The sequence below is a fragment of the Pseudohaliea sp. genome, assembly GCF_054552115.1.
In genome coordinates this window covers 34,051-56,894 of the sequence record NZ_JBTOLW010000012.1, presented here as the reverse complement: position 1 = coordinate 56,894, position 22,844 = coordinate 34,051, and the positions used below count along the sequence as shown (strand labels likewise).

The 22,844-nt window shown below is 58.6% G+C and carries 19 protein-coding genes; 7 read left to right on the top strand and 12 right to left on the bottom strand.

Annotated features, from left to right (window positions below; all coding sequences use genetic code 11):
* The first annotated feature begins 13 nt into the window (after window positions 1-13).
* The 7 genes from ACX93N_RS07990 (at window position 14) to ACX93N_RS07960 (ending at window position 8,978) form a co-directional block, all read left to right on the top strand.
* Window positions 14-1,540: an XrtA system polysaccharide chain length determinant gene (locus ACX93N_RS07990; RefSeq protein ID WP_459427878.1), complete on the top strand. Its 1,527-nt coding sequence runs from the start codon at window positions 14-16 to the stop codon at window positions 1,538-1,540.
* Window positions 1,537-2,553 (top strand): XrtA-associated tyrosine autokinase, encoded by a 1,017-nt coding sequence (locus ACX93N_RS07985; protein ID WP_459427877.1) that lies wholly within the window; start codon window positions 1,537-1,539, stop codon window positions 2,551-2,553. Before ACX93N_RS07990 ends, ACX93N_RS07985 begins: the two co-directional genes overlap by 4 nt.
* The gene (locus ACX93N_RS07980) at window positions 2,550-4,220 is read left to right on the top strand and encodes a TIGR03016 family PEP-CTERM system-associated outer membrane protein (protein ID WP_459427876.1); all 1,671 of its coding nucleotides are present in this window, start codon (window positions 2,550-2,552) and stop codon (window positions 4,218-4,220) included. Before ACX93N_RS07985 ends, ACX93N_RS07980 begins: the two co-directional genes overlap by 4 nt.
* Entirely contained in the window at window positions 4,217-5,134 is a 918-nt protein-coding gene (locus tag ACX93N_RS07975; protein ID WP_459427875.1) for an XrtA system polysaccharide deacetylase, read from the top strand. Before ACX93N_RS07980 ends, ACX93N_RS07975 begins: the two co-directional genes overlap by 4 nt.
* A 3-nt stretch (window positions 5,135-5,137) precedes the next feature.
* Window positions 5,138-6,349 (top strand): TIGR03087 family PEP-CTERM/XrtA system glycosyltransferase, encoded by a 1,212-nt coding sequence (locus tag ACX93N_RS07970; RefSeq protein ID WP_459427874.1) that lies wholly within the window; start codon window positions 5,138-5,140, stop codon window positions 6,347-6,349.
* On the top strand, window positions 6,346-7,434 hold the full coding sequence (locus ACX93N_RS07965) for a right-handed parallel beta-helix repeat-containing protein (protein WP_459427873.1): 1,089 nt from the start codon (window positions 6,346-6,348) through the stop codon (window positions 7,432-7,434). The genes ACX93N_RS07970 and ACX93N_RS07965 overlap by 4 nt, the downstream gene beginning before the upstream one ends.
* A 203-nt stretch (window positions 7,435-7,637) precedes the next feature.
* On the top strand, window positions 7,638-8,978 hold the full coding sequence (locus tag ACX93N_RS07960) for a hypothetical protein (protein ID WP_459427872.1): 1,341 nt from the start codon (window positions 7,638-7,640) through the stop codon (window positions 8,976-8,978).
* 27 nt (window positions 8,979-9,005) lie between these two features.
* On the opposite strand, the gene ACX93N_RS07955 is transcribed toward ACX93N_RS07960, so the two are convergent.
* The 12 genes from ACX93N_RS07955 to ACX93N_RS07900 form a co-directional block, all read right to left on the bottom strand.
* On the bottom strand, window positions 9,006-9,986 hold the full coding sequence (locus tag ACX93N_RS07955; RefSeq protein WP_459427871.1) for a glycosyltransferase: 981 nt from the start codon (window positions 9,984-9,986) through the stop codon (window positions 9,006-9,008).
* Window positions 9,987-10,138: 152 nt separating this feature from the next.
* Complete coding sequence (locus ACX93N_RS07950) at window positions 10,139-11,200, bottom strand: polysaccharide pyruvyl transferase family protein (RefSeq protein ID WP_459427870.1); 1,062 nt, start codon at window positions 11,198-11,200, stop codon at window positions 10,139-10,141.
* 313 nt (window positions 11,201-11,513) lie between these two features.
* Window positions 11,514-12,809, bottom strand: a complete 1,296-nt coding sequence (locus ACX93N_RS07945; RefSeq protein WP_459427869.1) for an O-antigen ligase family protein — start codon at window positions 12,807-12,809, stop codon at window positions 11,514-11,516.
* A gap of 45 nt (window positions 12,810-12,854) precedes the next feature.
* A complete protein-coding gene (locus tag ACX93N_RS07940) occupies window positions 12,855-13,739 on the bottom strand; it encodes a sulfotransferase family protein (RefSeq protein ID WP_459427868.1) in 885 nt (294 codons plus the stop codon).
* Window positions 13,705-15,141 carry an oligosaccharide flippase family protein gene (locus tag ACX93N_RS07935; RefSeq protein WP_459427867.1) on the bottom strand — a complete coding sequence of 479 codons (1,437 nt, stop codon included), beginning with the start codon at window positions 15,139-15,141 and terminating at the stop codon, window positions 13,705-13,707. The genes ACX93N_RS07940 and ACX93N_RS07935 overlap by 35 nt, the downstream gene beginning before the upstream one ends.
* A gap of 88 nt (window positions 15,142-15,229) precedes the next feature.
* A complete protein-coding gene (locus tag ACX93N_RS07930; RefSeq protein ID WP_459427866.1) occupies window positions 15,230-16,393 on the bottom strand; it encodes a glycosyltransferase family 4 protein in 1,164 nt (387 codons plus the stop codon).
* Window positions 16,394-16,571: 178 nt separating this feature from the next.
* Complete coding sequence (locus tag ACX93N_RS07925) at window positions 16,572-18,068, bottom strand: oligosaccharide flippase family protein (protein WP_459427865.1); 1,497 nt, start codon at window positions 18,066-18,068, stop codon at window positions 16,572-16,574.
* 696 nt (window positions 18,069-18,764) lie between these two features.
* On the bottom strand, window positions 18,765-19,841 hold the full coding sequence (locus tag ACX93N_RS07920; protein ID WP_459427864.1) for an acyltransferase family protein: 1,077 nt from the start codon (window positions 19,839-19,841) through the stop codon (window positions 18,765-18,767).
* Window positions 19,838-20,437, bottom strand: a complete 600-nt coding sequence (locus ACX93N_RS07915) for an acyltransferase (RefSeq protein ID WP_459427863.1) — start codon at window positions 20,435-20,437, stop codon at window positions 19,838-19,840. Before ACX93N_RS07915 ends, ACX93N_RS07920 begins: the two co-directional genes overlap by 4 nt.
* Window positions 20,437-21,825 carry an ANL family adenylate-forming protein gene (locus ACX93N_RS07910; RefSeq protein WP_459427862.1) on the bottom strand — a complete coding sequence of 463 codons (1,389 nt, stop codon included), beginning with the start codon at window positions 21,823-21,825 and terminating at the stop codon, window positions 20,437-20,439. Before ACX93N_RS07910 ends, ACX93N_RS07915 begins: the two co-directional genes overlap by 1 nt.
* Window positions 21,822-22,535: an SDR family NAD(P)-dependent oxidoreductase gene (locus ACX93N_RS07905; protein WP_459427861.1), complete on the bottom strand. Its 714-nt coding sequence runs from the start codon at window positions 22,533-22,535 to the stop codon at window positions 21,822-21,824. Before ACX93N_RS07905 ends, ACX93N_RS07910 begins: the two co-directional genes overlap by 4 nt.
* Window positions 22,536-22,548: 13 nt before the next feature.
* The gene (locus ACX93N_RS07900) at window positions 22,549-22,842 is read right to left on the bottom strand and encodes a hypothetical protein (protein ID WP_459427860.1); all 294 of its coding nucleotides are present in this window, start codon (window positions 22,840-22,842) and stop codon (window positions 22,549-22,551) included.
* Window positions 22,843-22,844: the final 2 nt, after the last annotated feature.

The following is a 22,844-nucleotide window of genomic DNA, read 5'->3' as shown; positions in this document are numbered from 1 at the left end:
CGCGGAGACCGGCATGCAGGAAACCATCGCGCAGATCCTGAGCTATGTCTGGGGGGTCTGGCGCCACCGCTGGCTCGCCCTGGGCGTGGCCTGGGTCGTCGCCCTGGGGGGCTGGGCCTTCGTGTGGCAGATGCCCGAGTCCTACGTCGCCACGGCGCGGGTTTACGTCGATACCAGTTCGGTCCTGCGCCCGCTGCTGCGCGGGCTTGCGATCACCCCGGATATCAATCAGCGGGTGCGCATGATGAGCAGTACCCTGTTCAGCAGGCCGAATCTCGAGAAGCTGGCGCGCATGACGGACCTCGACCTCGAGGCGACCACGCCGGCCGAGCAGGAAAAATTGATCGAGCGTTTGCGGGAGTCGATGTCGCTCAGCGGCCAGCGCGGTAACCAGTCTCTCTACAACATCAGCGTGCGCGACCGCGACCGCGAGACTGCCCGTCGCATCGCGCAATCCCTCATAACGGTCTTCATTGAAAGCTCGTTGAGCGAAAAACGTGGCGACACGAATGACGCCGAGAGTTTCCTCGACGAACAGATCGCCCAGTACGAGCGCAGGCTCATCGAGGCCGAGAACCGGCTGGCCCGCTTCAAGCAGCAGAATGTGGACGTGCTGCCGGGCCAGCGGGGCTCCGATTACTACTCCCGCCTCGAGACCCTGCGCAACGCCCTGGACGAGACCCGCCTGGACCTCGACGCCGCCAGGAAACGCCGCGACGCGCTCGCCGGCCAGCTCGGCGGCGGTGAGGATGGCATCGACCGGCTGGTGGCTTCCGGGATCATGACGCCGATCGACGCCCGGCTGCAGCAGTTGCGCATCAAGCTCGACAGCCTGCTCTCGCGCTATACCGACAAGCACCCGGAGGTGCAGCAGATCACCGGCCTGATCGGTGAACTCGAGGCCCAGCGGGAAGCCGCCCTCCAAGCGCCTGGCGACTCCCCCGGCCGGCTGGCCAACCCGCTCTACCAGGATGTGCAGACGCTGCTTTCCGAGGCGGAGGCGAACGTCGCCGAGCTCGAGGTCCGGGTGGCGGAACTGGAGCGACGGGAGGCGGAGCTGGCGGGCAAGGTGACGCAGATCCCCGAGGTGGAAGCGCAGCTCAAGGCCCTGAACCGGGACTACGAGGTCGTGCGCGCCCAGCACCAGGAACTGCTTGAGCGCCGCGAATCCGCCCGGCTCTCCCAGGGGGTGGAGGACAGCGCGAGCGACGTGACCTTCCGCGTGGTCGACCCGCCCTTCGTGCCCCTGGAACCGAGCGAGCCGAACAAGCTGTTGCTGAACGCCGGTGTGCTCGTCGTGGCGCTCGGCGCGGGTGCGGGGCTGGCGCTGTTGCTGTCGCTGCTGCGGCCCATGGTCGTCGATGCGCGCTCGCTTGCGGACGCCACCGGGCTGCCGCTGCTCGGCGTCGTCACCTTCAACAAAACGGCGGCCGAACTGCGCGCGGACCGCCTGCACTACGCTGCCTTCGCTACCTGCCTGCTGCTCCTGGTGGGGGTCTTCGGGGGCGTGGTGGTCGCGCCGGAGCTGTTACCCCTATGAGCAGCATCATCGAGAAAGCCCTGAAAGCGGGCCAGAAGCGTAGAGAGCCGGCCGAGCCGGCCCCGTCGACGCCGGAGGAAATGGTCAGCCGCCAGCCGGGGCGCCCCCCTTCCCCGCCCGAGGCGGTGGCAGGCGCGGTGCAGGCAGCGGCAAGGAGCGAAGCGTCCTCAGGCGCAGAAGAGACCGCCGCCGCGCCCGCGGACTTCGACAAGCCGGTGATCGAGATTCCCTTCGAGGCGCTGCAGGCACAGGGCTTCCTGTCGCCCCTCGTGCCGCGCAGCCGTACGGCGGAGGAATTCCGTACGATCAAGCGGCCGCTGCTGCGAAACATCAGCGGCCGTGGCGGCGCCAGCATCGATTACCCGAACCTGGTCATGGTGACCAGCGCCCTGCAGGGCGACGGCAAGACCTTCTCGTCGATCAACCTGGCCATGAGTATCGCCATGGAGAAGGACAAGACCGTGCTCTTCGTCGATGCGGACGTGGTGCGTGCGACGGCCGGCAAGCAACTCGGTGTGCCGGAGGATGCCCCCGGGCTTATCGACCTGCTCACCGGGGCGGTGGCAGACCCGGGGGACGTGATCCTGCGCACGAACCTGCCGGACCTGCGGGTGCTCCCGGCCGGTAATGCCAGCGAGCATGCCACGGAGCTGCTGGCGAGTAGCGACATGCAGCAGCTCATGATCGAGCTTTCCAACCGCTACCCGGACCGGGTTATCGTTTTCGATTCGCCGCCGCTGCTGCTCACTACGGAGGCCGGCGTGCTCGCCTCCTTCATGGGGCAGATTGTCTTCGTGGCTTCAGCGGATGTGACGCCGCAGGCGGCGGTGAAGGAAGGGCTGGAGCATATCGGCGCGGACAAGATGGTGGGCGTAATGCTGAACCGGGCCTCGCGCCGGCGCAGCGGCATCTTCGGCGTGGGCACCTATGGCTATTACGGCTACGGCCAGGGCTACGCCGAGTACGGCAGCGACCGCTACAAGGACACCGAGCGGGCTGAGGGCAGCGCATGATGCGGGGCCAGTGCAATGTCTTTCTGTTGGCCGCCGGCAGCGCATTGGTCAGCGGGGTGCTGGGGTCCGTTGGCGCTGCCGCCGCGGAGTGGACCCGTGGCGCCGGGCTCACCGTGGGCTCCTACTACTCCACGAACATCTGCCGGGCGCCGGACGACGAGCAGGGTGAGCCGGTGGGGACGGTCACGCCGCGTGTTAACCTGCAGGCCGACGGCGACCGGCTGGACTTCGCCCTGCGCGGCGCCGTGGAGTACAACACCCTGGGCGAGAGCGACATCGACTGCCCCCAGGGCGGGTTTGGCAACCAGGTAAACCGCGAGACCTGGGCGCCCAGGGGCAACGCGTTCGGTGAGCTTGAGGCCTTGGAAAACCTCTTTTACCTGGAAGCGGATGCTTTTGCGGCGCAGAACCCCCTCAACCCCTTCGCCGCAGGCGGTGACGACAACATCAACGCCACCGGTAACACGAACATCACCTACCGCTGGGGCGCCGGGGCCCGCATAGATCGCCGCTATGGCGAGCGCTGGGCCACCTTCCTGCGCTACAACTACAACGAGCAGTACAACTCCTTCAACCGCGCCCTGGGCGACTCGCAGGAAGACCGCGCGGAGCTGGATATCGGCATGGTGCCCGAAGCCAGCCGCTTCAGCGCCGGGCTGCGCGGCAACTACTCGGAGATCACCTTCGAGCGGCAGGGGGCGCTCCCGGAGTTCGACAACCGCCTCGCCCGCTTGGAGGTGCGCGCTGCCTTGAACCTGTCGCGCCGCTGGCAGCTCAACGGCTATGCCGGCGAGGAGGACAACAATTTCGTCTCGGCGGACAACGAGACGGACGGTGACTATTGGGACCTCGGCGTGCGCTTCACCCCCAACGAGCGGGTGACGCTGGACGCGGGCTATGGCGAGCGCTTCTTCGGTGAGACGCCGCGTTTCGCCATCGACTACCGGCACAAGCGCACGAACCTGCGCGCCGAGTACCTGCGGGACCTGCAATTCCCCCGCAATATCCGCGGCGCCGGCGGCGCCTTCGACCCGGATGACCCGCTGGACCCGGGCCTCGGCAGCCCCGGCGAGCCCCTGCCCGGGGCGGGCAGCCCGACTTTCATCGGCCAGGGCCCGGTACTCAACGAACGTTTCACGCTGGCCTATCGCTTCGAGGCGCGGCGAACGACGTTTACGCTGCGGGGTGCCGATTCGCAGCAGACCCGCGCGCTGGACAATGGTGAGGGTGAATTCCGCAGTATCAGTGGCACCGTGTCGCGCCGCATCGGCCCGGGAACGACACTTGACCTGAGCATGCGGTACCGGGAAAACGAAGGCAGCCTTCTTTTCGGCGGGTTAAGCGGGGCTCAGGGCCTTGAGGCCTGGGGCGGCAGTGTGGGCCTGCGCCGACGCCTGGGCCGGGATGCGGTGCTGACGCTGCGCTACGATTACACGGACCAGGAGGGCACGGGCGTGGCCGGTGCCGTCGGCGGTAATTTCAACACTTTCGAGGAGCACCGCCTCTCCCTCAGCCTGCGTTTCAATTTTGGCGCAGGTGGCGCAGGTGGCGCAGGTGGCGCAGGTGGCGCAGGTGGCGCAGGTGGCGCAGGTGGCGCAGGTGGCGCGGGTGGCGCACGTGGTGCTGGCGGCGCAGGCGCGCGGGGAATCCCGGGTCAGGGCCTGTGACCGCCATCCGCAATGCCATGACCGTGGACGTGGAGGACTATTTCCAGGTCTCCGCCTTCGAGCAGGCCGTGCACCGCGCTGAGTGGGACCGGCTGGAACTGCGGGTGGAGCGCAACGTCGATCGTATTCTGGCGCTCTTCGACGAACACGGTGTCAAGGCGACGTTCTTCACCCTGGGCTGGGTCGCCGAGCGCTGCCCGGCGATGGTGCAGCGCATCGTCGCCGAAGGGCACGAGCTGGCCAGCCATGGCTGGGAGCATGTGCGCGTGGTGAACCAGTCGCCGGAGGGCTTCCGCGAGGATGCCGGCCGCACCAAGGCCTTTCTCGAGGACCTGGGCGGCTGTGCCGTCAATGGCTACCGCGCTGCCAGCTATTCCATCGGCGCGCAGAACCTGTGGGCCCATGACGTGCTGGCGGACCTGGGCTATCGCTACAGCTCGAGCATCGCCCCGCTGCGCCACGACCTGTACGGCATGCCGGAAGCGCCGCGCTTCGCCTTTCTCACCGCGGGCGGGCGGCTGACGGAAATCCCCGTCACCACGATCACCGTGGCGGGCCGCCGGTTGAACTGCGGTGGCGGCGGCTGGTTCCGCCTGTTTCCCTACGCGTTCTCGCGCTGGGCTCTGCGGCAGGTGAACGAAAATGATCGCGAGAGCGCTCACTTCTATTTTCATCCCTGGGAGATCGATGCCTCGCAGCCGCGCACCGCAGGCCTGTCGCGCAAGGCCCGCTTTCGGCACTATCTCAACCTGGCGCGCACCGAGCCACGGCTGCGGCGATTGTTGCGGGATTTTTCCTGGGGCCGCATGGACCGTGTTTTCCACAGGCAGATCGCTGGCGAGGCGCCGCCGCTGACTTTGCCGGAGGCGTTGCAGGCTTGTTGCCGCCACGAATCGAACCAGGTACGTGCGTAGCTCTTGAGCGCGAAGCCCCCACTGCTCTTTCTGTGCCATCGCATCCCCTACCCGCCCAACAAGGGGGACAAGATACGGTCCTGGCACTTGCTCGATTGGTTGGCCGATCACTTTGCTGTCTATCTGGCCACTTTTGTTGATGACCCCGCGGATCACCGCTACGAAGACACCGTCCGGGGGCGCTGCGCCGATGCGCTATTCCTGCCCCTGGCACCCCGCCGCGCCAGGCTCCTCAGTGCGCTCGCGCTGCTCAAGGGCGAGGCACTGTCGCTTGCTTACTACCGTAGCGCCGCACTTCAGCGCTGGGCTGACGAGCGAGTTGCGGCACATGCCATTGAGCGGGCGCTCGTGTTCTGCTCCCCGATGGCGCAATACCTGCGGCCGGGAACGGGGGCGGGTGAGAGAGTCAGAAAGACCGTCATCGACCTCGTCGATGTGGATTCAGACAAATGGCGGCAGTACGCCGCCAGTCGGCCGTGGCCGCTGTCAGCGGTGTATGCGCGCGAGGCACGCACCCTGCTGAAGGCCGAGCGCGAGGCAGCCGGGTTGGCTGTGCGCACGTTCCTCGTTTCTGAAAGGGAAGCGACCCTGTTCCGCACCCTCGCGCCGGGTGCTGCCGAGCGCGTCTCTCATTTCAACAACGGCGTTGATAGCTGTTATTTCCGTCCACGGCCGGAGCAATCCACTCCCTATGCCGAAGACGAGTTGCCGCTGGTGTTCACCGGCGCGATGGACTACTGGCCGAACGTGGACGCGGTGACCTGGTTCGCTCACGAGGTGCTGCCATTGGTGCGGGCGCGCAACCCGCGAGTCGCTTTTTACATCGTGGGTAGCAAGCCCACGCCGGCGGTCGTCAAGCTCGCCGAGTTGCCGGGTGTTACCGTCACTGGCAGGGTCGAGGATGTCAGACCTTACCTGCAGTTCGCCCTGGCGGCGGTGGCACCGCTGCGTATCGCTCGCGGGGTGCAGAACAAGGTGCTGGAAGCAATGGCCATGGCCCGGCCGGTCCTTTCTAGCAGCGCGGGTCTGGAGGGGATAGCGGCAGAGCACGGTAAGACCGTACTCTGCTGTGACAGCCCGGTGGATTACGTAGCAGCCCTGGAACGCCTGATCGCGAATGAATACGACAAGCTAGGTGTGCTGGCTCGGGCGCTGGTCGAGGAACAGTTTAACTGGGCCCGGAACATTGCCCCGGCACATGAGGCGCTGCGATGAGCGGCCAGACTGGGTGCTGCTTATGCTGGTGGCAGGCCGGCTCCATCCGGCTTGCGGCTGCACTGTTCTTGGGCCTGTTTTTTTCTGGTGTGCTGCGGGCTGATGAGCGCATCGTCGTAAGCACAGCTGAGGAGCTTCTAGCGGCCGTCAAGGCCGGTAACGAGACAGGGGGCGTCACCGTTGCTCTGCGTGATGGCGTTTATGAACTCGATCGTGTGCTCAACATTAGCGGCGATCGCGTTGTGTTGGAGTCCGTCAGCCAGGGTCCGAGCGGCGCTATCCTGCGTGGGCGTGGTATGCGGCAGGGCGCCGGCAACCTCGTGGTGGTCAGCGGCAAATGGGTGCGCCTATCAGGGCTTACACTAGAGCGGGCAGGTAACCACCTCGTGCAACTGCGCGGCGAGGCCGATGCGGATTTCTTTAAAATGACAAACTGTGTACTGCGAGACGGCTGGGAGCAGCTGTTCAAGGTGAGTAAAGTCGAAGGAGAAGACGTTTCTGCCGATTTCGGAGAACTGCACAACAATATGTTTGCGTACAGTGCACGCTTCGGCCCGCAGTACTATATCGGCGGTTTGGACATGCACGGTGGACGCGGGTGGGTGATCAGTGAGAACGCCTTCCGCAATATCGCTAGCCCCGCCGGGCGCGTGGCTGAGCACGCTATCCACCTGTGGAAGGGCAGTGCCGACAACACCGTGAAGAACAACCTGATCATCAATTCGGACCGGGGTATCGGGTTCGGCCTGACGGCTGACCCGGCCAACGGTAATAATGGTGGCGCTATCCTCGGCAATGTCATCCTGCACACCCGTCGCGATGACCCTTTCAGCGATGTCGGCATTGCCCTGGAGTCCAGCCCGGGTACATTGGTGGCCAACAATGTCATTGAGCTGGCGCACAGCTACCCGCACGCAATCGAATATCGGTTCGAAACAACCCGGGGTGTCAAGATCGTGGGCAATCGTACCAACAAGGCGATTGTCGGGCTCGACGGTGGTAGAGCCGCGCTCCAAAGCAACACAAGCGGCTCCCTCTGGCGCCGTGCTATTGATATACTGCGGACATCGTGGCGCGGCTATTAGCAGAGGCAGGGCAATACCACGAAGTCTGGTGGTCAAGACTCATCTGCGGAGCCGCAGCAGGAGAAAATAAACTTGTCATATGGCGGAAAAAAAGTTTGAAGGATGGCGTAGGCGACCAAGCTCGGAGGCTTGTCTCAAGGACCGCGGCTGCACTCGCAATCATATCTCCAGTATTACCTGCGGATACATTGCCTGACACCGCCATGCTGGCTGGTCGCTATGAGCTTAGCTTCCAGGGCGGAATCCGTTTGCAAGCTGGTACGTTCGGCACGTCGCGGGTGGCCTACAACACAGGGCCGATAGCGGTGTCTGAAAACGGCGGAAGCCTCTGGATAGCCGGCCACACCCACCATTTCAGTATTGCGCGCTATGAGCTGCCGGCGCCCGTATTCTCCCGCAACATTGAGGACTACCCGATCGCACCAGTCGTTGATGGATTCGTAAAAATTGATCCGCCGGTTTCGGAAGGGAATTTGCCAACGCGCGTTACTGGTATCGAGCTGTTTAATGGAGCACTGGTTGTCAATGTGGCCGAGTATTACGACGCAGATGCGGACAACCTCCAAACCACTGTAGTTTTTGACGATGCGTGGAATCTTACTTCTACCTTAAGGGGATACTTTAGGTTGCAGGGCGCAACACATTCGGCGGGTTGGATGAGCGAAGTACCGGATCCACTAAAGTCTACGCTTGGCGCGCCTTATCTCGCGGGCTTTGCTAGTAACTTACCCATAAACAGCCGTTCCAGCATGGGCCCATCGCTCTTTCTCTGGGATCCGGCTGTGATAGTGTCCCGCTCCGTCCGAAGTGCGCAGGTGCCTGCTAAAGCAGTCCTTGATTACTCCCTCTCCAACCCCTTGCATCACGACCTTGGAAATCGTAGTGGAGCGAATAACGTCTGGACTCATCTTTCCGCCGCCGTGCACGGTTTCTTTGTGCCTGAGGATTACAACTACTTAGTTTTAGGGAGCTCAGGGGGACACGAAAGCGGCGTAGGCTATAAAATAAAGCAGGATAACGGTACTCAATGCGCAGGCTACTGTGCCTACGATCATCTCGATACTGGTAGTTACTACTGGCTATACAAAAAGGAGGAAATAATAAAAAGCAATAGAGGTACAGTCGCACCACATTCTCTCCGGCCGTTTGAGTATGGATACTGGCCCGTATTCACGCTAGGAAAAGAAATCTCCGGGGCTGATTTTGAGCCTTCGACAAAACGACTTTATTTGATGATTAACGATGCCGATCCGCTTCAGAGCCGCTATGAGCGCCAACCCGTGCTATTAGTTTACAATCTCGAGCTGGTGTCCACAGTCGACACCGGATCCGAAGACCCTCCAACGATACCCACTCAGGAGCCTCGTGCCGATGATCCTGCAGTTCACCAAGAGCCGCGCATGCCTGGGCCGGGCGCGGAGATTTTGATCGGGGAGAAATGGACCACTTCTGAAGAAGATCCGCATCTCGGATCTCCAGGAAACAACGCCCTTCCTTTTTGGCAGCGCATGTTGCACCGACGCCTCCAGTTGGATGGGGAGTAGGTTGCTCTTTAAGTTGCGCGAAATGCTTTAATACACATTAATGTTTCTACGCAGTATTCGTTTCAGAGCTTCCGGACAGGCCATAGTCAGGCGCTGCCTAGGCTTCATATTGAAACTGTTGAAGAGGGCAATGATGAGTCGACGACCGTATGGCAGTTTACATATCTGCTCATATAATAAGCTTTGGACGCTATAATTGATGAAACCATCGACCGTAGCACTTGTATAGTTTTTCTTAAATTCTAGTGCTAACCTATTAAGTGTGGTTCTAAGTTCATTGATGTCGTTGTGACTGTGGCTATCAATGAAGGTTAAGCTTGCTCCCAATTGAAGCCCACAGCTCTCCCTGATGGCCATCTGGGAAACCCTAGATCTTATAGAGTGCTGTAAGTCCGTCCTTACAGAGGATACGGTATTTTCGTGGATGCGGTACTTCACAAGGCGTTGCTGCAAATTGTGGAGCCGACAAACTCTAGACATTCTTACCCAGCAGTCGTAGTCGGCCGCAGCGTGCAGATCCTCGTCATACCCTCCAATTGCATTGAAGGCACTCAATCTGAACATTGAACTTGGATGGGCTATGGCACTGTTGAACATTAGCGCCCACCGAATGCATTCGTCCTCTTCAGGATAATCCCAGTGAGTAAGTTCGTCACCGCTCTCATCGATGAGTGTCAAGTTAGAGCCAACGCACCCAACAGACGGATTTGAATTAAGGAAAGCGACTTGCTTCGCTAGCCGATCCGGCGTAGCAACATCGTCACTATCAATGCGAGCTATCAAGCTGCCATTTGCTTTGCCGATAAGGGCGTTCGCTGTTTTGTAACATCCTAGATTTACACTATTGTAGAAGACTCTTACCCTAGGGTCCTCATATGTTTTCAGTAAATCACGCGTTCGATCCGTGGAGCAGTCATCCCCAATCAAAAACTCGAAGTTGCCATAAGTTTGCTTAAGAATGCTTTCGACTGTTTCGTTTAAGAAACGCTCTGAGTTGAAACAGGACATGACGACGGATACTAGTTGCATATCTCAATGATAAGCCAGACAAGAGGAAACGTAAATGTATTTCCCGAATCTGAGCACCGACTGGCGCGCCCGGGCGTCGCCAGAGCCGGCTCGGAGAAATGAGTTCTTTTAGTCAATAGCTGGTTAGAGTTTTAGCGATCATCGTGGAGTTCAACGATGATATTCTCTATCTCCTTCCCAAGCCGGTAATTATATCTGACCTTTTCAGCTATTCCGTGGGTGGCAACAGGCGTGTCGTATGTCATCTTCGCAGCGCATGCTTCTTCGACGAGGCGCTGTTGGTGAAAGTCGACCGGGTCGCTCCCCGAAAAATTAGTGTGGGTGTCGAGAAAAAATCTCATCTTCTCATCGCAAATGAGAGGAATGAACGGCGTGTTGGTTGCCAAGGCGATAATGCACCCATGAAGGCGACTGGAGACAACAATCGCGGCGGAAGATATTTGACGTACTGCGGAACGGTAATTGGTTCCCATATTGTCTGATTGTCTATAAACCAGTCCGCTTGCCGAGCAAAATTTAATGAGATTATCTCGTATTTTACCTACGTCCGCCCCAGCCATGCGTAGATCAGGCCCATGGACTATGTGAAGCAAAGTGTTGGATCGCTTGGCCGAAAATGATCCCATTGAGTGAATAAAGTTGACGCTCGGGCAGATACCCAGTCGAACAGGGTTAACGCGGTAGGCTCCCAGTTCCGACTGAGTAAACTTGTCGCGAACTCCGCACCACATAGCAGAACGTGCAATCTTGCTGACCAAATGTTGCGGTAATGCAGCCCTTCCAGGCATTGTATTGATGCCAATACCTATGAGGATGAACTTAATGTTGCTATTCAGCAGTTGTCCCCAAAAATGCTCGAACGCTGGTTGTAATAAACCGCCACCGCCAACAATCGCCACGATATTCCGTTCACGGCACAAGGAAAGGTAGGACGGCATATGCCGGCTCCAAGCATTGGCGCAGTAAAGCTCTCCTCCGTTAAGGCCAACAATTTCTTTGGCACCTCGAAAAGAGAGATAGTCGCCGATATTCCGCCTGTTTGCATAGATATAAACGACCGGGTTGTTTGAAATCCGAGTCCTCAGTTGTCGATGGTATTGAACAAACTTGGGGACACTTCCATACAGATCAATTGTCGGCTCCAGACTTTCGCTGTATCGCCAATACAGCGCTTCCTTAAACCTCTTTAGCATTTTTGGCCTCCTAACTCTTTCTAAAGGCGCATACCCGCGATCGAGCACCTCCGCCTGGCGTCATTATAGCCGGGGACGGCACAGCCCTCAGGCTGAGCGCAGTGGCATGTATGGGCGGTCTTAATATAACCCCTGTCAAGGCTCATAATAAATTAGCTGCCTGGTCGTTCCGCCGGACCCCGGGGTGGGGGAACTCGACTCAGTTCAGACTGCGGCTTTCAGAGCCTGTCAACGGATTCGCAAAAGGGCGATCGAAGCCATAAGAACGATAATACGAGTTTTCTTGATGGCGATGAATGGGACGAAAACCTGATCACTTTCTCCCGATCTTGGAATCAACCGAACCTGCCCGATAGCAAACAACTATCATCAATATGAGGATATATAAAGACACACCCCTGAATCGGTCCAAAAAACTGATAGCGGTCAGGTGGCCAATCATCGCTGCCTCCAGGCCCAAGGCCAATACGTGCCATGGGTAGGATCCCAATATCAAAGCAGACTGTTTTATCCTGAACAGATAAATGAAAGCAGTCGCAAATGTAAGACACAAAATAATCAAACCTGGATAGCCGGTCTCAGTAAGGGCTTGAAACCAAGTTGAGTGAGCAGCTCTGTTCCTTAAGCTTCCTGTATTGATATCGTCCGATATATACTCTGGTGACAAAACGATAAAGCTCCGAGCGCCCGCACCAAACGGGAAGTCCTTCGACATTTCAAATGCAGCAGCCCAGAAGTACAGTCTGGTGTAGCCTGTCTGCTTGTCCTTAGTGATCTCGGCTTCATCCTTTATCGATAAGAATCTATCGATGGCACTCTGGTCTACTACTAGCATCAGGCATGTGGCTCCGGCTGCCACGAGCGAGAGTATTTTCAGTTTCTTATGTGCGATCGGAAAGCTAGAGCGATATGTTTGAAGTACAAACCAACCAGCACCGGTCAGTACACCCAGAAAAGCACCTCTGCTATTCATGAGCACCAACGCGTTGACAATCAAAGCTCCGCATACAATCGAGATAAGACGTTGAAAACCCCTACAGAACCAAAACAACATCAATGAAAAGATAGCACCGATAACCAGCGTGGCTGCTAAACCGTTGACATCCGGCGCATCCACAACGCCGACACCTTCGACACGTCCATAGGCCGTTCTTCCGGTTTCAAGAATATAGTATCCAATATAGGCGCAGCCTAGCGTAAAAGCCCATATGAGTTTTTCGAGATCGTGTCTGCTTGTGGCAAGCTTAACCGAGGCAATAACCACTAAGAGCAGTTTTACAAAATTAAGCGCATCGTATGTATGGATGTCGGGCGCCACGGCCCAAAAATTTATCGTATAATAGTAGACCCCCAAAACAATAAGCAATAGAATGATTCTGTCGCCAAATACAGACTCAGAGCTATTTCTGTGATGAAAGGCCAAAACTAATATGGTTCCAGATATGTAGAAAGAGTAGTTTAGCTCGGGGACATTTGCATGCCACCAGCGGCTACTATCATATAAAAAATAAATCAAGATATAACCCGCAACTGAGAAGGCGGGAGTCTTCGCTAGGCTCAGGATATAACAGGCAATCTGCGAGGAAAAGAAGATAAAAATACTGACCATTTTATACCTACGCCTAGATTTATTCTGAGGTGCCTACTTGATACTTTACCAATATTCTATGAGATCAATTCCCCATTCCGCCTTAAGTTTTCTCATGTCATTGACATAGAAGCTTCTTATATCTTCAAGGGTTTGCCTGCTAAGAATCGGCTTTGTAAAGCGGCGTCCACCCAGCCGAGCGATATTTTCTAGAGACTGACCGATGAAATACGGAAGGGCTAAATGCTCAAAGTGATGGTTGTAGAACTGCATCAGTGCTTTGCCGAACTCTGTCATCTCAATGAATTCAGTGTTTTTATTATGGACCGCCTGTTTCTCCGCAGGAAGAAGGATTGGCCTAACGCCAAGAAATTTATATAACGATTCCATTGTCTCCTGAGGCTTGGCCTTTAGCTGGTTTAAGGTAGTCACGAAAAAATTCGCTTTCTCAAAATGCTGTAAATATTGGTCGAGCTGATAGGCGTACCTTCCTTGATTGATGATACTGCTTTTTTTCTCTTCCAAAATTCTATCCAGTGGCTCGACCGTCTGACCGCGGAAGGCATAATGTATATAGTGTGAGAGGATTCTTTCGACTGGGTCTCGAACAATATAAATAAACTTAATGTTCTCGCCCAGCAGCTGCCTGATCCTGCGTGGCGTCTCGCTTACATTTGGTGCAGATGTGTAGCTCGTTGATGCTTCCCCTACGGCATATGCTGTTGTTTTGAAATGAGAGAGGTACCACCTCTCTCCTTTTGAGTAAAAACGGTCTCTAGAGAAAAAATTGGTCTCTTTCGGCTCACTAAGAAAAATGTCATGATGATGCTGAAGGTACTTATGCAAACTCGTGGTACCGCAACGAGCCGATCCGATAATCATAAAGTTTGGTTTAGCCGGACATTTCAAGCGCATATCACCGCCTATTGCTAATCTTTCTATATAGGCCAATAGCGACTTCGCCTATAATATGTCTGGTGTAGAAGATCGTTCCGGCCCATACTACAGGAAGGATCGCCGTTGAAAGCAGGATAGCGGCAGTGTGGCTTACACCATCACTAGTCGTACTGGAAATCAGGTAAGCAACAGCAGCGCAGGCTGTGGTCACGACAAAAGACTTAATGTTGCTCCGCAGGTAGTCGGCCAGGCCGACTCCTACATTCCTCTTGATCAATCGGCTTAGTACAGCGAAGTCTACTAAACCTACTAGAAGGAAGACGTATACGACCTGCTCTGGTTCGTGTGCCGACACACCTACCACACCAAAGACGAATAAAGAAAAACTGAATAACCTGGAGATGAAGAGCGGCCTTTCTCTCTTCAGACTTAACAGTAGGGGAAACGCTGTGTAGTGTAAAGCTCTCAAGACCATCCAAATGCCGAGCAGCCGTGCATAAAAGACAGACTCCCCCCACTGTTCTCCAAACATCACGTAGATTAGCGATTCGCTTAAAATTGACGCGCACACGAGTGGCGGGACCACGAAGCAGTTAACTATGTTTGAGGCTTTTATGTAAGCAGTACCAACGTCATTCTGCTGCCGAGATTCCGAGGAAAAGTACGGTAACGCGATGTTGTTTACACTCGTAAGCAAGGTTCCATATACGAAGACCTGGAGCCCCATGGCACGCGAAAAAACCGCTGTGAAAGCGGGTCCGGCAACGCGTCCAAAAACTAGATCTGGAATAATTGTTTGGAACTTCTGCATCACTTGAATGCCGGAGCTGAGCGTGCCTACTTTCAGTACATCACCTAAGCCGAAGAAGAGTGGCTTCCATGACATCCAGGACGGGCGGACGACGCGAGCAATGATCACAGTAGTGACTGCAGTCACCGATTGTCCAATAGCAAGGGAGAAGTAACTTAGTCCAGCTTTAATAAGACCTATGGTTGTGATTAGACCAATGAGCGGTCCTATATTTTGTATGAGCAGGACTCGCCTGAATCTGTAGTCGCGTGAAAGTGTTGCGCTGGTTGCAGCTGTAAACGGCACGACAAAAAAACCAGCGCAAAGAATGACTAAGAGATACTGGATATTGTTGTTCCCGTAGAAGGCAGCGAGAGGTGATGAGGCGGCAATCAAAAACAGGGCAAAGCCGTAGGAAAAAAGGATAGCAAGACCGATGCACCTGCTGACCTTTTGTTTGGTTAGGCTTGCCTCTCGAATTATATAGGTATTTATTCCAATGGTTCGCAACTCAGAAGCAATAAGTGTTAGCGAGGAGGCAATAACGAACACACCGATCTCCTCCGGCGTTAATAGGCGCGCAACCAAAACAACATTGAGTAATCCAATTATGTTGGAGAAAAGCCCCGAAATCGACGATAGAATCGCTGCGTTTTTTATGTTCACCGCGATAAACCAGCAGCGATAATTCTGCTGAGCTTTATCGTGGCTACCGGGTCGGCCTTTGAGGGTATAGTACTTTCTTGAGGTGTTCTCACAGCAACGACCTATACACCTCAATATGAGTCTTGATTGACTCGTTCCAGGAAAACCTCTGAGATGCGTCAATCGATTGAGCGCTTATCTTTTTCCACAGGCCGTCGTCATTCAAGTACGCCCTCAATAGCTCACTCATAGAGTTCACGCAATCTACAGGCGCACAAGGGTAGGTGTCGCCTGCGACTTCAGTGAGTACATCGGCATCCGAAATTACGGTTGGGGTACCAAGGTGTAGTGCTTGAAGCAAGGGAAAACCAAATCCCTCTTCGCGTGAAACGAAGAGAAACGCTCTGCAAGACGAAAAGTAAGATGCTAATTTCTCAGTGCTAACCCAGCCAAGCAGTTCCACGTCATCTTCAATACCGTAGCGTTTGATCGTGCGAAGAATCAGTGAATCTTGTTGCTGGGTAAAGCCGCAGATTGTCAATTTATGAGTTTGCCGTGTTGATTCGTCAAGCTGTGCGTAGGCGGCTACAGAGGCCTCGCAATTCTTTTGAAAGCTTTCCCCGCCGAGCATTAATACACCGTTTCTTAGGGCTAAAGGCTTTCGGGTATTCGCATCATATCCATCCGGCATTCCGTGTCTGCAAACAGTAATGTGCGATGCTTTTACTTTAAGCAGGTCACTTATTGACTCCCTTGAGTGGTGAGAGACCGTGATGATCCTATTGGCTTTTCGAGCCACGCCGTACCGGTAGTTGAGCTTTATGTATACTTGTTTTCGCCAATGGTAGAATTTCTTTTTGAGGCTGCCAGTTTTCGGAATACCGTGGTTTTTTTTGATATATTTAAGCTCCATGCAATCATGAACTGTGGTTATCTGTTTCTTCGAGGTTAGCATACAGACGCGATTAGTCGGCATGTGTAGGACGTCGATTCGTGCTTTTCGTAAAAATCTGGGTAGCTTGTATAGCTCCCACAGCTGCTCGCCGTCAGATTCGATGTTTTGGATAACAACATTGCCGATTGACGAGAGTGCCTCGAGCCTTGGATTGTAATTTTCCTCATTGTCGTTGTGCTCATAGGTCTTGTTGATCAGTAGGTAGAATTTCACATCAGGCATTTGTTTAGGGATCATGGAACACAATTTTGAGACATAGGCAGGCATGCCTCGTTGCTTCCTTGTGAGAAATCTTGCATCGATGGCGATTTTTTTCATTCTTACTTTAAATCCACAGCAATGAACTTGTTTCAACTAACCCGAAAATTTCAGACTCAGCGCATTGGAGGCGATATATCGTAGATTCGTCTGATCCAGTGGATAAGCATGGGTACTATACTCGTTGCAATGAGTGAAGCAGGAGGAGGCTCCTATTGCATGGTTCGGTATCTAGCGTTCACATTGAAGCCTTTTGTGTTTTTTTTGCTGGCCAACCTGCGGCACCGCGAGCAAGAAGTTTAGCGGCATCGCCGTTAGTGTCTTGGAGGCTAGACGTCACAAAGTAAATGAAGATACCAAGCAAATAGATAGCGGCATAGAGCCCTCCGCCCAATAGCAGGTTGGCCAGGTCATTGCTTTCACGCGTAGCTATGATACCCGTCATTAATGTCGTTGTACCTGCTGTGGCGGCGGCTACGGATGTAATGGCAAAGCCTATGTATGGAGTTGCCGCTTGCAAACGGAGCATACGGTGCGCCACCCAGACCATCAGAATCAAGTTTAGCGTGCCAATTGCGCCACGGGTAAGACCGATTTCTGAAGGTGAGGCCCCGGTCACGCCGAGCAGTCCAATAACGATCAGCAAGAGCCCAGTCACGTCCAACGTGAACAAGACGCTGACTTGCCCCACGGCTATGAGTGCCTGCTCGTAGAGCACAAAGAAACTGAAGTACAGTAGCAATAGGGATAACGCCTGTATCATCGCCCCGGCTTCAGCCCACTGGCTGCCGAGCAGCACACTGATTACTGGGCTCGGAAAGCAGATGAGGAAACCGACGATTGGGAAGACCACGAGCGCGGTGGCTAGCTGGGCTAGGCGCAGGTCTTGCGCGAGCCGCTCGGGGCTTTCTCGGGAATGACGGAAGAGGGCGACAAGCGGGTCGCTCGCTGGTGCGATGAGCGTGTGCGCCGGCAGCATCACGATCTCTCGGGCCAGTTGGTATTGCCCGAGGGTGGTGGCGGGGAACAGTTTAGATATGAAAAACGTGTCGATCTGTGAGCGCGTATAGCCGACAACGCTCTTCAGCAGCAGCCAGCCCGAGAATGCCCATTGTTCTGTCGCGCACGTCAGCGTCAGACGCGGGCGGTGCCGCGCGACCCCGTAGGAGCCTAGCGTAAAGAATAGGCTGGCGGCAATGTCGCTAATGATCATCGCCCAGTAGCTGCGCAGCATGTAGGCTAACAGAATAACGAGAGCGAAGGTCAGCAGCCGCTGGGCGATTGATAGCGCGAAGATCCCGCGGTATTCGAACCCCTGCTTGAGGAGGTTGAGACGGGCGCTGGCCAGCGCATTGATCGGCAGCACGCAAGCACCCACGCGCAGGGCGTTGCTGAGGCGGGGCTCGCCGAAGAACTGTGCGAACCACGGTGCGATGGCTTCAAGCAGCAGCCAGAGCGTGAGCTTCATAAGCAGGTCGATGGTCCAGGCGGTATCTAGATCATCCCGGGATACTTCCGCTCTACGAATGATGTACTGGTCGCTGCCGGCGCTCGACAGTACGTCGAAGAAGTACACGGTGATCGAGACAAGCGCTACCAAGCCAAAATCCGCCGGCGTCAGCAGTCGGGCGAGGATGATTGTGCTGACCAGCCCCAAGGAGCGGTGGATCAGCTTGAGGGCAACGAGCAGCGCGGAACTGTTCATCACCTTCTGCGCCAACGTCTGCTCCTTCATCGTCGCGCCCGCTGTGAGCTAGCCGCTGCCCGCGACGGCGCCCGAGTGCTGCTGGTGGATAATGCGCAGGCGTCCGCCGCGGCAAGGGCGATGGATTATCTGCGGCGTGCCTTTTCGCGGCTGGGCAGACAGTCGGTGTGGCCGTAAGTCGGCGCCAACGCAACGCGCCTGGTTACCGATGTCGATGGCGTTCAAAATTATTTGCATGAAGTGTTGGTACTCCATGTATTCAGTCTCCTCCCCCCAACGCATCAGCATAGAGCGTTGCATCGCGTTCGGCCATGCGGCCGCTGGTTAACTCGGCCGCAAACCGCGATGTGGCGGCGTTTGCCACGGCGGCCCGGCCAGCTGGGTTGGCGAGTAGCTTCATGAGCGCCTCGGCGAGGGTCTCGCTGTCGTCACTCGGCGTGACCCGCCCGGTCTCTTCGTCGAGGACGATCTCCGGGTTAATGTCGAGCCGCTGCGAAAGCGGCTGCTGATGAACACGGCGGAGACTGGCGTTGCGCCTGCTGCGGTGTGCCGTTCTGCCCCGGGCTCAAGGAGATCCCGGTAGGGCGAGGGGTGATTGCGCAGGGGCGGCGGCGTCGGAACCCGCAGGCGAAACTGCCGATCCAGCTCCGCCTGTACCGTGGGATGCTGCAGGAAGCGATTGAAGAGCCTGAGCAACGGCTGCTTGAGGAGGCGCATGGCAGCAGTCTACTCCAAAGGCTTCGGGTTCGTCCGAGCCGTGGCCACCTGCCAGCAGCGATCGCGCCAGGCGGTGACATCGATGGCCCGGTGTACTACCTCGGAAAACAGGCCGATGGTCAGCAACAGCAGGGCCACCATCAGCGCGCGCTGGGCCCAGAATTCATCCGCGAGTCCGTAAACGGCTGGCGACAGCGCGTAAATGATTGGCATGTGCAGGATGAAGATGAGCAGGCTGTTGCGGGCGACGAAGCGGACCAGGCCGTTGCAGGGCACAGCGCGGAACAGCCAGAGCGCGAGCAGCGTGTTGCCCAGGTAAACAACGCTCACCATCACCGAGGCAAGCCAGGGCGCGAGGGAGGGCGCCACCGCCGGGAGGCGGGTCGGGAAGCTGCCGTTGAACTCCAGCGCGGCGAACAGGCGCGGCCACAGGGCGAGGGCGGCGAGCCACAGGGCGCCGACGATGGCTGCCCGCACGGCACCCGGGCGGTCGGACAGGTCGCGAAGGTACTGGCCAAGGAGAAAGACCGTAAGCCAGTTGGTGAGCAGCATGTAACCGGTGAACGGCCGCTCGAGGCCCAGGAAAAACGCGCGCACGCACACCTCGAGCACCAGCGCCAGGACCAGGTGCAGCGGGGTGACCCGGCGCGGCCCCAGCCACAGCCAGAAGGCCAGCAGGTGGAGGTAAGTGCCGATGTACCAGGTGGTCGGGTTGGCGGGGAAGAAGTTGAACAGCACGTTCACGCCCCCCAGCAACGGCAGGTAGTTGCTCTTGTTGATCGTGCCCTTGCTGAACCAGTAGATCGCGCTCAGTGCGAGGGCGCACAGGAGGCCGAAAAAGTAGACCGGGAAGGCGCGGTTGAACGCGGCGCGCAGCCGCGCTCGCCGGTCGTTGGCGAGGCCCCAGCCCGTGGCAAACACGAAGAAAGCGACGCCCAGTTGCTTGCTGTACACGGGCACGCTCACCACGTTGAACAGCGCGTCCGGGCCGCCGACCACGTGCCCGATCAGTATCAGCACCATGCCGCTGGCTTTCAGCCAGTCGATGAAGTCCTGTCGCGCGGACACAGCAGGGGCCGTGCTCATGGTTTCTCGACCAGCGTTTTGACGAAGCGCGCCGGGTTTCCGGCCACCATCACCCCGGCACGGACTTCGCTGGTGATGACCGACCCCGCGCCGACCATGCAGCCTTCGCCGATCGCGGCCACGATGATCGCCCCCTCTCCGATCCAGCAGTTACTGCCGATGCGGATACGCTGCAGCCGTTCCGGCTTAAACGGGCTCCAGCGGCCCTTGTCTTTCTCGAGTACGTGCAGCGCCTCGCCGCTGAGAATGCTCACCCGGCTGCCGAGGAGGGAATGCTCGCCGATGTCCGCCGAGCCGATTAGCGCGTAGCTGCCGATGTACACGTGGTGGCCGATGCAGCACTGGCGGTGGGAGACCACGGTGCCGAAGCCGATGTGGCTCTCCAGCGAGCAGCGCTCCAGCGTCAGTGCGTAGAAGGCGCGGCGGAGGAACACGCCGGGCAAGCCCGGCAGCAGCGCGACGGCCTGGGTGCAGATGTTGAAGAGCGTCTCGCTGCGCCCGTCACTGAGCCGGTCCTCGGCCCAGCAGGGAATCGCCAGCGGCAGCATCAGCAGCTGGCTGGCGAGGTTGAGGGCCTGCTTGACCGCGGTGCGCATCAGCAGGACTCCTGCCCGGGCGCCGTGGCGTTTTCTGCGGCGGCGCCGGCCGGGGCGCGTCGCAGCCGCTTGTAGCGCGCGCCGTAGAGGGCGCCCTCGCTCACCGTGATCCGCGCCGGTATCTTCCAGGCCGGCAGCCGGTCGCGGCAATGCCGGCGCACCCGCGCCTTGAGCGCGGCCGGTTCTTCCTGCGCGTCCAGTTCGAAGCGCGCGGCCACCACCGCCCCGGTGAGCGGGTGCGGCTCGCCGTAGACCACCACGTCGCGCACACCCTCGAGCTCCAGCAGCACGCTCTCCACTTCCGCCGGGTACACCTTGCTGCCGCCGACGTTGATCAGGTCGTTGCTGCGGCCCAGCACGCGCAGCCAGTCGCGCTCCTGTTCCACCACGTCGCCGGTATCCATGAAGCCGTCGGCGTCGAAGGGCGAGGGCGCGTTCAGGTAGCCGAGCATCGCGGATTCGGAGCGGATCCAGAGCGTGCCGCCCCGGATGCGTGTCTCGAACTCGTCGCCGCCCACCTGCATCCACAGCGACCCCGAGTCCTTCGAGCGCGAACGAAGGATGCCCACCTCCGACAGGCCATAGGTCTGCTGCAGTTTCACCGCCGGCAGCGTGGCGTGCAGGGCGGCCAGGGTGCTCGCCTGCATCGGCTCCGTGCCGTAGGTCACCAGCTTCAGCGACGACAGGTCATGCCGCTCGTGGGCGCCGGAAAGCAGCAGTAGGTTAAGAAAGGTGGGCGACGTCGGCAGCAGCTCCACCCGGTGCCGGGCGATGGTCGCCGCCACGGTCTCCGGCGCCCGGTCCGGTGCCAGCACCAGCGTGCCGCCGTTGGCCAGCGCGTAGAGCAGCGAGTTGACGCCGCCGATGTGATCCAGCTGCAGGAAGATGAGCATGCGCTGGGCTTTGCCCGGCCGGCGGAACTTGCCGAGGAGCCGGCCCATGTCCTGGACGATGGCCTTGCTCTGCCCGGTAGAGCCAGAGGAGAACAGCACCAGCCCGGCCGCGCTGCGCCCGCGCAGGTCCGCGTAGAGCGGGTGGCAGGCTTCGCGCCCGGTCGCGTGCAGCCGGTAGCCGTCCTCCTCGATGTCCACCCGGTACTCCACCTCGGCGATCTCGCGGAAGCTGTCGGCCTGCGGCCGCGCGTCGGCGGAGATGGGCACGGTGATGGCGCCGGCGCGGGTGAGGGCCAGGAACAGGGCGATGGCCGGCGCCGAATAGTCGCCGTCGAAGGAGACCACGCTGCCCGGCGGCAGCCCTTGTGCGGCGAGCCATTCCTCGGCGGCAAGCATGGCGTCTTGCAGGGCCCGGTGCGTGGTGACCTGGTCCCCGGCGAGCACCGCCGGGCCGTCACCGCCGCGGGCCAGGGCCTCGAAGAAGAAAGCGCTCACGCCGGCCCCCCCAGGTAGAGCACCTGGCCCGTGACCTGCGCGCTTTCCGGCCGCAGGAAGAACTCTACGGTGTTGAACACGTCTGCGGGCGTAGCCGCCGCGCGCACGGCGTGCCGCTTGCGCAGGGTGGCGAGCTTGTCCTTCGGCACGCCGGCGATCAACGCCGTATCCACGGGTGAGGGCCCCACCGCATTGCAGGTGATGCCATGGGCGCCGTATTCCTGGGCGATGATGCGGGTGAGCGTCTCTACGGCGCTCTTGCTGGCGGCGTAGAGGGCTTCGCCGGCGAGCTGCAGCGGCACCGCCACGGTGCTGAAGTTGACGATGCGCGGCGCCGGTGCCCGGCGCAGCAGCGGTAGTGCCTTCTGGCAGAAGAGCAGGGTGCCGCGTACGTTGGTTGCGAAGATCGCGTCGTAGCTCTCGACGGGGCTCAGCGCGAAGGCGTTCATGCGCGCGATGCCGGCGTTGTTGATGAGTCCGTCCAGCGCCACGCCCTCGCGGCGCAGCGCGGTGAACAGCTCGCCCACCGCGGCGGCGTCGGCGACGTCGAGGGTCTCGTGGCGGTAGGCCGGGTGCGCGAGGTCGCCCGCCGAGCGGGCGCAGCCGATGACCTGCTCGCCGGCGGCGAGGAAGTGCTCGGCCATGGCGCGGCCCAGGCCCCGGCTGGTGCCGGTGATCAGCAGGGTGCGCGGTGGTTTCGTGGGTGCCATGGCGGGCGGCGGCTCACGGCGTCTTGAGCAGGTCGACGGTGTAATCCGCGAGCGTGGCCACGCTGCGGAAGGGGCTGCGCGTCGCGGACAGGGCGCGCTCGTCGCTCAGGCTCACGCTGTGGCCGCGTTCGAGCAGGGCGTCCTCCACGTCCATGAGCAGGCTCACCAGGGCCATGGAGTCCAGGTGGCCTTCCTCGCCGTATAGCGGCGTGTCCTCGGCCTGCGGCACCTGGGCGTCGTCCGGCCGCGCCTGGTTGCCCAGGGCAATGGCCTCGAAGATCACCTCGATGATTGCATCGCGGTCCATGG

Coding starts and splice junctions, on each gene's coding strand:
- ACX93N_RS07990 (WP_459427878.1), top strand. CDS start 14: ATGCAGGAAACCATCGCGCAGATCCTGAGCTATGTCTGGGGGGTCTGG.
- ACX93N_RS07985 (WP_459427877.1), top strand. CDS start 1,537: ATGAGCAGCATCATCGAGAAAGCCCTGAAAGCGGGCCAGAAGCGTAGA.
- ACX93N_RS07980 (WP_459427876.1), top strand. CDS start 2,550: ATGATGCGGGGCCAGTGCAATGTCTTTCTGTTGGCCGCCGGCAGCGCA.
- ACX93N_RS07965 (WP_459427873.1), top strand. CDS start 6,346: ATGAGCGGCCAGACTGGGTGCTGCTTATGCTGGTGGCAGGCCGGCTCC.
- ACX93N_RS07960 (WP_459427872.1), top strand. CDS start 7,638: ATGCTGGCTGGTCGCTATGAGCTTAGCTTCCAGGGCGGAATCCGTTTG.
- ACX93N_RS07955 (WP_459427871.1), bottom strand. CDS start 9,986: ATGTCCTGTTTCAACTCAGAGCGTTTCTTAAACGAAACAGTCGAAAGC.
- ACX93N_RS07950 (WP_459427870.1), bottom strand. CDS start 11,200: ATGCTAAAGAGGTTTAAGGAAGCGCTGTATTGGCGATACAGCGAAAGT.
- ACX93N_RS07945 (WP_459427869.1), bottom strand. CDS start 12,809: ATGGTCAGTATTTTTATCTTCTTTTCCTCGCAGATTGCCTGTTATATC.
- ACX93N_RS07930 (WP_459427866.1), bottom strand. CDS start 16,393: ATGAAAAAAATCGCCATCGATGCAAGATTTCTCACAAGGAAGCAACGA.
- ACX93N_RS07925 (WP_459427865.1), bottom strand. CDS start 18,068: ATGAAGGAGCAGACGTTGGCGCAGAAGGTGATGAACAGTTCCGCGCTG.
- ACX93N_RS07920 (WP_459427864.1), bottom strand. CDS start 19,841: ATGAGCACGGCCCCTGCTGTGTCCGCGCGACAGGACTTCATCGACTGG.
- ACX93N_RS07915 (WP_459427863.1), bottom strand. CDS start 20,437: ATGCGCACCGCGGTCAAGCAGGCCCTCAACCTCGCCAGCCAGCTGCTG.
- ACX93N_RS07905 (WP_459427861.1), bottom strand. CDS start 22,535: ATGGCACCCACGAAACCACCGCGCACCCTGCTGATCACCGGCACCAGC.
- ACX93N_RS07900 (WP_459427860.1), bottom strand. CDS start 22,842: ATGGACCGCGATGCAATCATCGAGGTGATCTTCGAGGCCATTGCCCTG.